The 12,556-nt window shown below is 36.1% G+C and carries 12 protein-coding genes; 4 read left to right on the top strand and 8 right to left on the bottom strand.

Translation table 11 applies throughout. The features are described 5' to 3' along the window. Nucleotides 1-253: 253 nt before the first annotated feature. From D612_RS0100680 to D612_RS0100670, 3 genes are all read right to left on the bottom strand, one after another. Nucleotides 254-484, bottom strand: coding sequence for a hypothetical protein (locus D612_RS0100680; protein WP_017753541.1), 231 nt, complete (start codon nucleotides 482-484; stop codon nucleotides 254-256). 74 nt (nucleotides 485-558) lie between these two features. Next, the gene (locus D612_RS0100675; protein ID WP_034725712.1) at nucleotides 559-1,746 is read right to left on the bottom strand and encodes a pyridoxal-phosphate-dependent aminotransferase family protein; all 1,188 of its coding nucleotides are present in this window, start codon (nucleotides 1,744-1,746) and stop codon (nucleotides 559-561) included. 148 nt (nucleotides 1,747-1,894) lie between these two features. After that, nucleotides 1,895-3,745, bottom strand: a complete 1,851-nt coding sequence (locus tag D612_RS0100670) for an SLC13 family permease (protein ID WP_017753539.1) — start codon at nucleotides 3,743-3,745, stop codon at nucleotides 1,895-1,897. A 147-nt stretch (nucleotides 3,746-3,892) separates the two neighbouring features. On the opposite strand from D612_RS0100670, the gene D612_RS0100665 reads away from it, so the two are divergent. Both D612_RS0100665 and D612_RS0100660 read left to right on the top strand, forming a co-directional pair. Further along, nucleotides 3,893-4,768: a metallophosphoesterase gene (locus D612_RS0100665; RefSeq protein WP_017753538.1), complete on the top strand. Its 876-nt coding sequence runs from the start codon at nucleotides 3,893-3,895 to the stop codon at nucleotides 4,766-4,768. A gap of 209 nt (nucleotides 4,769-4,977) precedes the next feature. Next, nucleotides 4,978-6,672: a methyl-accepting chemotaxis protein gene (locus tag D612_RS0100660; protein ID WP_017753537.1), complete on the top strand. Its 1,695-nt coding sequence runs from the start codon at nucleotides 4,978-4,980 to the stop codon at nucleotides 6,670-6,672. 253 nt (nucleotides 6,673-6,925) lie between these two features. Here D612_RS0100660 and D612_RS0100655 read toward each other — a convergent pair whose 3' ends face one another. Further along, on the bottom strand, nucleotides 6,926-7,405 hold the full coding sequence (locus D612_RS0100655) for a PCYCGC motif-containing (lipo)protein (RefSeq protein ID WP_407637435.1): 480 nt from the start codon (nucleotides 7,403-7,405) through the stop codon (nucleotides 6,926-6,928). A 190-nt stretch (nucleotides 7,406-7,595) separates the two neighbouring features. Between D612_RS0100655 and D612_RS0100650 the strand changes: the two genes are divergently transcribed. Both D612_RS0100650 and D612_RS0100645 read left to right on the top strand, forming a co-directional pair. Then, nucleotides 7,596-8,171 carry an SCO family protein gene (locus tag D612_RS0100650; RefSeq protein ID WP_017753535.1) on the top strand — a complete coding sequence of 192 codons (576 nt, stop codon included), beginning with the start codon at nucleotides 7,596-7,598 and terminating at the stop codon, nucleotides 8,169-8,171. A 149-nt stretch (nucleotides 8,172-8,320) separates the two neighbouring features. After that, complete coding sequence (locus tag D612_RS0100645; RefSeq protein WP_017753534.1) at nucleotides 8,321-8,767, top strand: YkyB family protein; 447 nt, start codon at nucleotides 8,321-8,323, stop codon at nucleotides 8,765-8,767. Between the two features lie 34 nt (nucleotides 8,768-8,801). On the opposite strand, the gene D612_RS0100640 is transcribed toward D612_RS0100645, so the two are convergent. The 4 genes from D612_RS0100640 to D612_RS0100625 all read right to left on the bottom strand — a co-directional run bounded on the left by D612_RS0100640 (nucleotide 8,802) and on the right by D612_RS0100625 (nucleotide 12,546). Further along, nucleotides 8,802-9,854: an HD-GYP domain-containing protein gene (locus tag D612_RS0100640; RefSeq protein WP_017753533.1), complete on the bottom strand. Its 1,053-nt coding sequence runs from the start codon at nucleotides 9,852-9,854 to the stop codon at nucleotides 8,802-8,804. 199 nt (nucleotides 9,855-10,053) lie between these two features. Further along, nucleotides 10,054-10,788 (bottom strand): ATP-binding cassette domain-containing protein, encoded by a 735-nt coding sequence (locus D612_RS0100635; protein ID WP_017753532.1) that lies wholly within the window; start codon nucleotides 10,786-10,788, stop codon nucleotides 10,054-10,056. 6 nt (nucleotides 10,789-10,794) lie between these two features. Then, the gene (locus tag D612_RS0100630) at nucleotides 10,795-11,493 is read right to left on the bottom strand and encodes an ABC transporter permease (protein ID WP_017753531.1); all 699 of its coding nucleotides are present in this window, start codon (nucleotides 11,491-11,493) and stop codon (nucleotides 10,795-10,797) included. Nucleotides 11,494-11,619: 126 nt separating this feature from the next. Then, the gene (locus D612_RS0100625) at nucleotides 11,620-12,546 is read right to left on the bottom strand and encodes a substrate-binding domain-containing protein (protein WP_017753530.1); all 927 of its coding nucleotides are present in this window, start codon (nucleotides 12,544-12,546) and stop codon (nucleotides 11,620-11,622) included. Between the last annotated feature and the right edge of the window lie 10 nt (nucleotides 12,547-12,556).

Raw genomic sequence — 12,556 nt, 5'->3', positions numbered from 1 at the left:
TCGTAGTTTTGCATAATATTGCAGCATTTTTTACATGTAAACTTCATACGATCTTCCTTTCATGGTGTTTTTCGATATACTATATTTACATAAAATTCTATCAATGTAGTATATGTTATTCGAGAGTTTTCGTTCGTAAAATACCATCACATTTAGACAGGTAAATAGTTGATTTTTCGCTACAAAATCCAATGATATTTTGACAAAAAATAAGACAAGCCTAAAAAGCATTTCACTTTTTGGCTTGTCCTGTCTAAATCATCCGATAAAGAATATATACGAATGCTATTCCTAATCCTATTAAATATGTCCAAAATATTGGATTTCTAGTATAAGGGTGTGCTTGGACAACATCATCAACTGCTGAATCATTATTACTACGATGATTTTGACCCTGAGTTTGCCCAATTTTTATCGTGTAAATAAGTCCTATCACCATCATAATTGTGAATAATGTTAAAATTGTAATTGAAAATTGAGACAAAAAGTTCACCTCGATTTTTCCTAGTCCGATTACTTATAACATCTCCACAATTTTTTCTTCTATTCACAAACTTATTATTCATTTTCTCGTATAAAGCGGTTAGCCGCTTCTAAAGCAGCACCCGAGATAAAATGATACCCTTGTTCACGTAATACATCTTCTAAAGCCGCCAATGCAAACGTAACGTTTTCTTGACGGGCATTATAACCCATTAAACCTATACGCCAAATCTGTCCTTTAAGCTCGCCCAATCCACCACCAATTTCAAGCCCATATTTTTGTAGTAATCGCCTTCGAACTGGTAAATCATCAATTCCTTTTGGAATACAAACTGCTGTAAGCTGATGAAGACGATGCTCGTTTTTAACTAACAACTCTAAATCCATCGCTTGTAGCCCTGCATGAAGTGCTCCACCATATAAAGCATGTCGTTTAAATACATTTTCCAAACCCTCATGTACAATTAATCGTAATGCCTCACGCAAGGAATATACCATTGTGATAGGTGCTGTATGATGGTAGAATCGTTCCTCGCTCCAATAGCTCTGAATCATGGAAAGATCTAAATACCAGCTTTGCACTTTACTCTTCCGTCTAGATAATGCTTCTACAGCACGTGTACTTAATGTGACTGGAGCGAGTCCTGGTGGCGCACTAAGACACTTTTGTGTACCGCTATACGCTGCATCAATCCCATATTCATCGATTTTAGTTGGTATTCCACCAATTGAAGTTACCATATCACAAACAAATAATGCACCATGGGCATGAATAATCTCACTTAACTCTTCAAGTGGTTGCCGTACACCAGTGGACGTTTCAGAATGGACAACAGCAACAAGCTTTACTTCCTTATGTTGTTTTAACGCATCCTTTATCTTTTCTGGTGGAACGATCTCACCCCAAGGAGCATCAACTTGAATTACTTCAGCACCGCATCTTGAAGCAACGTCAACCATTCGTTGTCCGAAAAGACCATTCACCCCAATAATGACCTTATCACCTGGCTCTACTAAGTTAACAAAAATAGTTTCCATACCTGCACTGCCAGTTCCTGACATTGCCAACGTTACTTTATTTTCAGTCTGATAAACTTTTCTTAATAGATCCATTGTTTCGTTCATAATTTCTAAAAACGCCGGATCAAGATGACCTAATAGTGGGATCGACATTGACCGCAGAACACTCGGATGAACATCGCTCGGTCCAGGTCCCATTAATACTCTGTTAGGTGGATTTAATTCCTTGTACAATCCAATCACACTCCTTTTTTCTACATTTACATATTTTCCACATATTTATAATAAATACCTGCAATTTTATGTGTATTTTTCATTTAGAAATCATTTTAATTATGGCTCAGTTAATGTATCCACATTCACATTTAACACAACATTAATAATAAAATCATTAAAAAGGAAAGAAGATTGGTATAAAAATTAACATTACAATCATTAAAAATAATTGCAGTGGTACACCTACTTTGACATAATCTTTAAAAGCATACCCCCCCGCTGCCATAACTAGAGCATTTGGTGGAGTGGCAACAGGAGTTGCAAAGGCCATCGATGCAGCGATAGCAACAGACATTAATAATGGATATGGACTCAACCCTAAATTTAGTGAAGTTGTAATCGCAACAGGTGCAAATATAACAGCTGTTGCCGTATTGCTTATAAATTGACTAAGAATCATTGATACGAAATAAAATCCTGCCAACAAAGCGTACGGCCCGTATGTTCCTAAAGAGTGTACTAGGGCATCCGATAAAAAATTTACCCCACCTGTTTTTTCTAACGCTGTTGACATGGGTAGCATCGCAGCAATTAACACGACTGATTCCCAATTAATACTTTTATAGCCCTCATTCATATTTCGCAGACAGCCAGTCACAACCATTAGAAGTGCTGAAATAAATACCGCAATCACTTCTGGGACAACACTAAATAACATCAGGATTATCATCACAACCATATTAAAGGCGGCAATCGGTGCTTTTCCCTTTGAATAGGCACGGCTCTCATCCTCTTCGAGCTTGCCAGTAACGACTACATCATTTGAATCAAACGCAAACATTTTAATTTTCTTCCAGTCCCCATGTACAAGTAACGCATCACCAAAACGAATTTTTACATCTAGTAAATTATCATATATATAGGTTCCTTTACGGTTGATTGCCAATACAGTAAGCTGGTATTTTTCGCGAAAACGTATGTCCTTTAATGTTCGTTTCAGAAACTTCGAATGTGGTGTTATTAACATTTCTGCAAGACCAAATCTTTTAGTTACAAGCTGATTTTCTTCAAGAGACTTCTTTTCTATTGTAACTAACGATAAGTCATTTTCAGCAATAAAACGCACTACGTCTTCACGCTTTCCAATAAGGAGCAACCTATCATCTGCTTCAATGACAGTATTTGCTGTTGCATTAATCTGCAAGGTTTGTGAGAACATTAAGTCACCAAGCTTACGCTCTATCTCAACGACTGTAATATTATATAATTCCCTTAGCTTACTATCTTTTAAGGATTGATTAACAAGTTTTGAATTTGGGCTAACACAAACCCGATGAATTTGATTTGAAAGTTTATAAAATACAACTAGTTCTTCCGGCGAAACAGTCTCAGAATCAAAGGTTGTTGCTTCCATATGATCAGGTAAAATTTTTCTTCCAATTGTTATCATATAAATTAATCCGGCAAATAATCCAACGAGTCCTATTGGAAAAAAATCAAAAAAGCCTAACGTCCCTAATCCACTATCTTTAATAGCTTGACTAACAACCATATTTGGTGGTGTTCCGATTAATGTTAAAACTCCCCCAAGGCTTGAAGCATAGGCAAGTGGAATCAGAAACTTTGAAGGGCTAACCTTCATATCTAGTGCCATACTCATAACAACCGGTAATAATACAGCTACTGTTCCTGTATTGCTCATTATCCCACTAAACCCTGCAGTCACAACTATTACGATCATTAATAATTTTAATTCACTTTTCCCAGCTAAAGGGAGTAATTTATTGCCCATCGATTTTGCGAGTCCGGTACGAAAGATACCAGCACCAACAATAAATAGACCTGCAATCATTAGAACTGTAGAATTAGAGAATCCTGCTAAAGCCTCTTGAGCTGTGATAATACCTGTTAGTACTAATGCTAACAGTGAGCCAAGAGCAACTAGATCAGAGCGAATTTTGCCATTAATAAAAAATAATGTAGTAATAGCTAATATAATAAAAGTTAAAATCATTTCATAGTTCATACGTTCACCCCGATTAAATATAAATTGTTCAATTACAATTAAGAAGTCATGATATAATGAAGTTTATGTGCTACTGTATTATTTCATATATGATATTACCATACACAATGGAAAATAATAGAAGAAATTTGAGATAGGTTGATATAAATGAAAAAAAATTATATAAATAAAAAAATTAATAGAAGAAACTTCATAAAGAATTGTATTACGTACAGTTTAGGTTCCCTGCTACTCACAGCAGGTGGCTATAGCTATGCACGCTTTATCGAACCTAAAAATCTTTCAATTAATAACCACGAATTACATTCATTTAAAATACCTCAAAGCTTTGATGGTACACGAATTGTTCTATTTAGCGATACACATTTAGGACATTACTATTCTATAAATGAGTTTACAAAACTAATAAACATTATTAATGAACAGGCACCCGATATTATCCTTTTTACAGGTGATTTAATTGATGCACCAAACAAATACAAAGATATTAACAAAATAGCACCACTCCTTAAACAACTTCGAGCGCCATTAGGAAAATACTCAATTTATGGAAACCACGATCACGGGGGCTATGGATCTGAGATCATACGAGATATTATGAGGGAGTCAGACTTTAAATTGTTAATAAATGAACATGAAAAGCTGTTTAATAAAAGAAATGACTATATCTTTATAAGTGGTCTTGACGATGCCATGCTAGGCAATCCAGATATTGATAAAACATTGCTAGGCGTTGAATTACAAACCTTTACAATTTTATTGGCACACCAACCAGATATTATCAAAGAGCTAGGCAATTACCCGATTGATGTCCAGCTTTCTGGTCACAGCCATGGTGGACAAGTACAATTACCATTTTACGGACCGATTTTCACCCCAATTGGTGCAACCACCTATTATGAAGGGTTTTATAAAGTTGGACCGATCGAATTATACGTAAATCGAGGGATTGGTACAACTAGAGTACCATTTCGATTTTTATCACCACCAGAATTAACGATATTTACTCTCAAAACAGGATAGGCAATGCCTAATCCTGTTTTTTATTTGCCACTAATGATGTTATCGTTTCACGTTTATCATATAGACAACTTATTAGAGATTACTTTAGGTCAGCGTATTCAATGATTATTCACATTTCCACAAGTATGAATATGCTATACTCATTATAACAATATAGAATTATATGGTTGATTTTCTAATATTATCATCGTTTGGAGGTTATAAATATTATGCTAAACAAACTTAGGATTAGTGGTAAAATAAATAGTCTTGTTCTTGGTATTATTATTTTGATGTCGATTATTTTATTCTTCTTCCTCCAGTACGAAATTAGCACTGAAGTGAAAAAGTCAGCAGCTGATAAAGCAAAATCCGACCTTCAGCTATCCTATCAGTATATCAACCAAAAATTTCCAGGAGAGTGGAGTATTAAGGGTAACGAGCTTTATAAAGGCAATGTTAAAATGAATGGGAATTTTGCGATAGTAGACGAAATTGGAGAAATGACTGATGACACAGTTACTATTTTTCAAGGAAATACTAGAGTAGCGACGAATGTAATTAAAGATGGCAAAAGAGCTGTGGGAACCACTGTTTCAACAGAGGTGGAAAAAGAGGTTTTAGATAAAGGCAACTTATTTGTAGGTGAAGCTAACGTAGTAGGAAACATGTATCAAACCGCCTATATGCCTATTAAGGGAAAAGATGGAAAGATTATTGGAATCTGGTATGTTGGCGTTTCTCAAAAATTTGTAGATGATACAATTCAATCTGTGTTAGTAAGTTTAACTATTGTACTTGTAATAACAATTGTAATCGCAATGGTTATATCCTTTTTCTTTACAGCATTTATAAAAAAAAGACTACGTATTGTAACTAGCGCGTTAAAAAAAGCTGGAAATGGCGATTTTTCCATAACATTAATTGATAATTCAAATGATGAAATTGGTGAACTCGCTAAAAGCTATAACGATATGAAAAGTGATCTCCAAGTACTAATTCACAAAGTACACCAAACAACTGAACAAATAGCTGCAGCAAGTGAGGAATGGACTGCTAGCCTTGAGCAAACTAGTAAAGCTGCCGACCAAATTACTGTATCAATTCAGCAGGTTTCCTTAGGTGCCAATGATCAAGTAGATAATGCTGCAGCGTCATCACAAATTGCTTTGGATATATCAAATAATGTAACTGATGTAACTACCCAAATTGAAAGTTTATCCACAATATCTAATCAGGCAGCGAAAACCTCTGTGGATGGGAATCAAATTGCCAAAAAGGCAGTTGATCAAATGAATGTTATTCAAGAAAAAACAACAGATATTTCTGATGTTATAAATAGCTTAAATGCTAAATCATCTGAAATTGAGACAATTGTACAATTAATATCATCCATTGCCGAACAAACCAACCTCCTTTCATTGAATGCAGCAATTGAAGCTGCAAGAGCAGGTGAACATGGGAAGGGTTTTGCAGTCGTTGCAGATGAAGTACGTAAACTAGCAGAACAATCGAGTGAAGCAACCGCCCAAATTCGCGAACTTATTCAAGAAATTCAAAATAGTACTTTACAAGCCGTCACTTCGATGGATGCTGGTTCTGAGGCGATAAACGAAGGAATCCAATATGTTGATCAGGCAGGTGAGTTCTTTAATGACATTACTCAATCTGTTAACAATGTTGCCGGCCAGCTTGAAGCAGTAGCAGCTACAATGCAGACTATGCAATCTGGAACGGGACAACTAGTAGGCACAACTGAACATGTTCTAAATATAGCGAAACAAGCATCTGCTTCAGCACAAAATGTAAGTGCGGCAAGTGAACAACAAAATGCCGCAATGCAGGAAATAGCCGTTGCTAGTCAAACACTAGTAAAAATGGCTCAAGAATTACATGATGCCATTACTGCATTTAAAATAGAATAAGGAACAAAAGCTATAGGCGCCCTGATTAGCAACGTATAAACTAGAACGCATCGACTGAGATAAACAAAACACGTCGAGGGAAGAGTCGATGTTGACTTATCACAAAAGAGATGAGCGAAGTTTACTAGTCGCTGGGCGCTTGCGCTGGACGACTACTCTCTGTACTATAGTATTTATCCACAGGATCAAATTTTATAATTTCATAAACAAGAACAAAAGCGTAAGCACCTATAAATCAGGCGCTTACGCTTTTTTACTCAGGCATCGGTGTTGGAGTTGACTCCACACCATTTCCACCATAATTTTTATCTATTTGGTTGCGAATTGTTTTTAAATCTGTACCCTTTAAGTACTCTTCTTTAGCCTCACGGGCTATATCAATACAAACACCTCAGCCAAGACCCATGCTATCAAGCTTGGCAATATTTCCAGCAACTGAGTCAATAAAACATGCCGTATTATTCGTATGCCCATCATCCTCATAACAGCCACAGTAGCATGGCATATAATCAAGAACTTCAGGATGTTCCGCAGCAAATGTATATGCCTCTAATGACTCTGAAGTACCATATTGCATCATGATTGGCGAAAATTCTTTCGTTTCAAGGTTATATTCCATTTCCATGTTTACTGCTTCTTGTGAAGCTTGATCCACTTCGTTTTCGGATGAATTACAAGCTGCCAAAGAAACTATTAAAATACATGAAAAAAGTATCATTACTAGCTTCTTCATCTACTTTCCTCCCCTTAAGTTTGCAATATATTAATAGTGTTTTTCTGAAATAATACTACCATGTTTTATTAATTAATGCACGTATCATTTTGCCAATCCAAATACTGTTCATGAAGTTGACATAAAGAATTGACAGCTTTATGATAAGATTTAACTAAATTAATAGATTATAAAGAAGGGATGTATTTACTTGAGAAGAATTCTAGCAATCGCTTTCCTTAGCTTTCTATTAATAGCACTAACTGGCTGTGGAAAACAAATTGAAAATACTGTTCAATATCCAATCGAGAACTTTTCTTTTACGAACCAAATGAATGAAACTGTAACCATGGAAAGTTTAAAAGATAAAGTTTGGATCGCTGACTTTATTTTCACAAATTGTGATGACGTCTGTCCACCAATGACTGCAAACATGGTAAAACTACAAAGACTAGTTAAAGATGAAGGAATTGAAAATGTAAACTTTGTTTCGTTTAGTGTCGATCCTGAATTTGATTCACCTGAAGTGCTCTTTGACTTTGCTGAAAAATTTGGAGCCGATCAATCTAATTGGTATTTCCTAACTGGTTATTCTCAAGAGAGGATTGAGGAATTCGCCTTAAATTCTTTCAAAGCTTTAGTCCAAAACAACCCAAACTCTGATCAGGTCGCACATGGCACTTCCTTTTATTTAATCGACACAAATGGCGATATGATTAAATATTACGATGGAATGAATGTACCGTTTGAAGAAATCATTAGTGATTTGAAAATAATTTCAAAATAAGCGGGCCTTGCGCTTCGCTTATTATTGTTGTTGCTTACTTCATACAAGTGTATAATAAAGTAAAAACATTGAAGCTAGATTAGTACTAACTTTGCTAATCTTTAATTCAGGTACTATTATTCGGTAATAGAATGAAAGGAGTATGTAAAATGGAGTATTCGACGGAAGAGCTTTCTCGTGCTCTCTTTGTAGTAAATCGTCATGCCAAAACAGCACCAAACCCAAAGTTCCTTTATACTCTTAAGAAAAAAGCACTAGATAAGCTCATCCATGAAGGAAAGGCTAAAAAGTGCGGACTCCACTACTCTAAAAATCCAAAAAATAGTCAACAACGATCAGATTTATTAGTTTCAGTTGGTGATTATTATTTCCATATTCCACCTACCAAAATTGATTTTGAGAAGCTTCCTCATTTAGGAGAATTAAATGAATCATATCGCAACCCAAAAACACACCTTTCCCTTACAAGAGCGAAGCAGATTTTACAGTCATACACAGGATTCAATGAAGCTACAGACGACAATAAACCACATCCCCCTACTACTAAAAAATATCAAAAACCCGTTTTTAAAAAGCTTGGTCAATCCTACTTTTAATAGAGTAGGGCTGTCTTATCGACAGCCCCTTCCTTTATAAAACTCTAGTTATAAAAATGGTCGTTTCTTTTCCTAAATCTATTTCTTTCACTTCAAAATCATCAAATTTTGAACGGTTAAATACATCGATTACCCTTACAATTGGCCGTTGTGGCAACCCACTATTTTGACCAACAATTACTCCAGTTTCGCCGGTTGATAATTTCACTTGTCTTCCTGTCGGATAAAAGGCGATCGAACGTAAAAACTCCCACACAACTTGATGATCAAAGTTAATATTTGTAAGCCCTAATATTTGTTCACAAGCTTCATGTGGATTTAACCCGATACCCCCGTCAAGCGGAGTAATCAAATTATCATAATGATTGGCAACAGCTACAATTTTAGCAAACAGGGGAATATTCTCACCTGAAATTTTTCTAGGATACCCACTTCCGTCGACATTTTCATGATGTCCGAAGGCTACATGAGCTGCTACCGTACTAATTTCATGCTTCTTACGTAAAAAGTTAAATCCTAACCATGTATGATCATTTGATCCTGCTTCTTGTCTCGATTTACTATCGAGCTTACTAGGATCAATTATCTTACCGATATCATGGAATAGTGCTCCTACAGCTAAATCCTTAAGCTCAGTACGTGTTAATCCAAGCTTAATACCAACTAAAACGGAAATGATACATACATTCGTAGAATGAACAAAAAGTGCATTATCTGAGGTTCTTATATCAGCTAATGTTACCAATACATTTTGGTTTTGCAGGATCTCTTCAATAATCTTTTCTGTTGTCTTGCTAATTCCTTTCATATCAAAATCTTTTTTTGCGACTTGAATATATTGAACCGATTCTGCAAATGCTTCCATTGTCTCACGACGGGTAGTTTCTGTTACAACCTCTTCAACTTCAACATCCTTTAAACGATCATCCTTTAAATAAATAGCGCCAACTCCCATTTGGCGCAGTCTCGATATTAATCCTATTGTGAGGACTACCCCTTCCTCAAGTAATACCCTACCATCACCAGTAAAAATAGTTCTTCCCAACTTTTCTCCTTGCTTTACATTTTCCAATAGTGCATATTTCATACTATACGTCTCCCTTAATGAGGGGTCTCCCTTATTCTCCAATAACAATTGCAAAGAGACAAATATTTTGTCCCTTTAGCGTCAATTGTATTTTTCTTTTTATAAATATTATAACATTGAATGTTCATTTGGTGTATAGGAGAGCAGTCACTAATATAAATTAAAGATTTAGGATTTCTAATCCAAATGTCCTTGATTATTATTTATTTATTAAGGGTGTCATCCACTCTTTTAAAAAGTTTAATAAATCCCCCGAAAAAGATTCCGTCATTAATTCATTTACTGGTACCTTGTCAATCATCTTTCCCTCAAACATAATAATAACCTCATCACACAAAAACTGAATCTCTTGATAATCATGACTAACAATAATTGTCGTTGTTTTTGTATTCCTAATAATCTCTTGAAAATCTTTTAAAAGCTTCCTACGCGTTGGTAAATCAAGTGCCGAAAACGGTTCGTCTAAAAATAGCACCTCAGGTTCTGTTGCCATTGCTCTTGCAATGGATACTCGCTGCGCTTCTCCACCTGAAAGAGTTCGTGCTCGTTGTCCTGACAAGTGGTTTACACCAAATTGTTTTAACCAATATTGAACCTTTTCTTTAATGATAGCCTTAGGAAGCCGCCTAAATTTCAAACCAGCTGCCACATTATTAAAAACAGTCGTATCAAGCATAAGAGGTTGCTGAAAAACAACCGATACTTTCCGGCGTTCTTCTATATTAATCTTCCCAGGAAAAACTTGCTTTTGTTTTAACTTAATAACCCCAGATGTCGGATTGTCTAGTAATGCCATCACTTTTAATAGGGAGCTCTTCCCTGCACCGTTTGGCCCGATAACGCCCGTTACTTTTCCGGTGGTTATTTGTAAGTGGCTAACACGAACTATAGATTTCTCTTTTTTTACTACTTCAACATCTTGCAAATGTATCATAATGGATCACCCTCTAGCGTCCTTTTGTTGGAAAAGGGTTAAAGTTAAAGTGACTAAATATGCTAATAGCATTAAAATTACCGAGATTCCAATCGCAATATCAGTATTTCCTTTTGAAACCTCCATTACAGTGGCCGTTGTAAGAACTCGGGAATATCCTTTAATGTTCCCGCCGACCATTTGAGATGCTCCAACCTCAGATACAACTGCTCCAAAACCTGCAATAACTGCTGCTAATAATGAAAATCTCGCCTCTCTAAGTGCAAGAAAAAGCATTTGTAGTTTTGTTGCCCCGAGCGCTTTCATTTGCATCCGCATTTTATCGTCAACCTGCATAATGGCGGCACTGGTCAGCCCCATTATAATCGGAGAAGCAATGACCGCCTGAGCTATCAATATCGCGGTTGGCGTATAAATTAAATCCAAGTCTCCTAACGGACCATTTCGTGCTAACAATAAAAACACCCATAGTCCAACAACAACAGGTGGAAATCCCATTGCTGTATTAACAAAACTCATGATTATACGTCGTCCTGGGAAGCTTACCCAAGCTAATATGACACCTATTGGTATACCAATTAATAGGCTGATAAATGTAGCTGACCCTGAAACCTTCAGAGTCAGCCACGTTATTTTATATATTTCCGGATCAAAAGTTACAAGCATTCTGAATGCTTCTAACACACCCTTAATAATCATATCCATGCAATTTTCACCCTTCCCAGTTCCACCTCAGCAAGCACTTTTGTTCAAATAAAGCACTAGTGAAGATGTGAGAGTCATTTAGTAATATTGAAATAAATCTCAATGGATAGAAAATTAAGGAATTTATTACTCAGCATCAGGGAAGAAAAGTGGTTCACCGAATTCTTCAACACCAAATTCACCGATCGTTTGTTGCGCTTCTGGCGAAATCATGAATTCAACAAACGCTTGACCAGCTTCACCATTGATTTTCTCAAATTTATCAGGGTTTACTTGCATTACATGATAAATATTTAAGAGGTTTTCTTCACCTTCAACAAGGATTTCAAGTGCTAGCTCGTCTTTTAAAGCTAAATATGTTGCTCGGTCAGTTAACGAATATCCATTTTTTTCAGAAGCTACCGTTAAAGTACTACCCATCCCTTGACCTGTTTCTTGATACCATTGACCGCTTGGCTCAATGCCTGCTGTTTTCCAAATACCTAATTCTTTTTTATGTGTACCAGAGTCGTCTCCTCTAGATACAAATAATGCTTCGCTATCTGCAACTTTTTTATAAGCTTCAGCAGCAGTTGCAGAGCCTTTAATTCCGGCAGGATCATCTGATGGACCTACAACTACAAAATCATTATGCATCACTAATTGATAATTGATAGCAACACCACTCTCTACAAGCGGCTTTTCGGAATCTGGGGCATGAACCAATAGAACATCTGCTTCACCAGTTTCACCCATTTCTAACGCTTTTCCAGTCCCTACAGCAATTGTTTTAACCATATAGCCATACTTTTCCTCAAACATTGGCACTAATACATCTAACAACCCACTATCTTGTGTACTTGTCGTCGTTGCCAATACAAAGCTACCGTTTTCTTCAGTTTCACTTTGTTCAGTGGCTTGTTCTGTTTGTTCTGTTTGTTCTGTTTGTTCTGTTTGCTCTTGTGTTGCTTGCTCAGGTTGATTATTACTAGAGCAGCCGGTAAAAACAACTAATAAAGCTGCCATTAAACATACTACTAGCATTTTGTTTACATTCATCAAACTTTTTCTCATATTATCCCTC

It is taken from the genome of Calidifontibacillus oryziterrae, assembly GCF_000331575.1.
GTDB lineage: Bacteria > Bacillota > Bacilli > Bacillales > Bacillaceae_J > Calidifontibacillus_A > Calidifontibacillus_A oryziterrae.
The sequence above is the reverse complement of the archived record's forward strand: the minus strand, read 5'-3'. Positions and strand labels throughout refer to the sequence as shown.

Coding starts and splice junctions, on each gene's coding strand:
- D612_RS0100670 (WP_017753539.1), bottom strand. CDS start 3,745: ATGAACTATGAAATGATTTTAACTTTTATTATATTAGCTATTACTACA.
- D612_RS0100665 (WP_017753538.1), top strand. CDS start 3,893: ATGAAAAAAAATTATATAAATAAAAAAATTAATAGAAGAAACTTCATA.
- D612_RS0100660 (WP_017753537.1), top strand. CDS start 4,978: ATGCTAAACAAACTTAGGATTAGTGGTAAAATAAATAGTCTTGTTCTT.
- D612_RS0100645 (WP_017753534.1), top strand. CDS start 8,321: ATGGAGTATTCGACGGAAGAGCTTTCTCGTGCTCTCTTTGTAGTAAAT.
- D612_RS0100640 (WP_017753533.1), bottom strand. CDS start 9,854: ATGAAATATGCACTATTGGAAAATGTAAAGCAAGGAGAAAAGTTGGGA.
- D612_RS0100635 (WP_017753532.1), bottom strand. CDS start 10,788: ATGATACATTTGCAAGATGTTGAAGTAGTAAAAAAAGAGAAATCTATA.
- D612_RS0100630 (WP_017753531.1), bottom strand. CDS start 11,493: ATGGATATGATTATTAAGGGTGTGTTAGAAGCATTCAGAATGCTTGTA.
- D612_RS0100625 (WP_017753530.1), bottom strand. CDS start 12,546: ATGAGAAAAAGTTTGATGAATGTAAACAAAATGCTAGTAGTATGTTTA.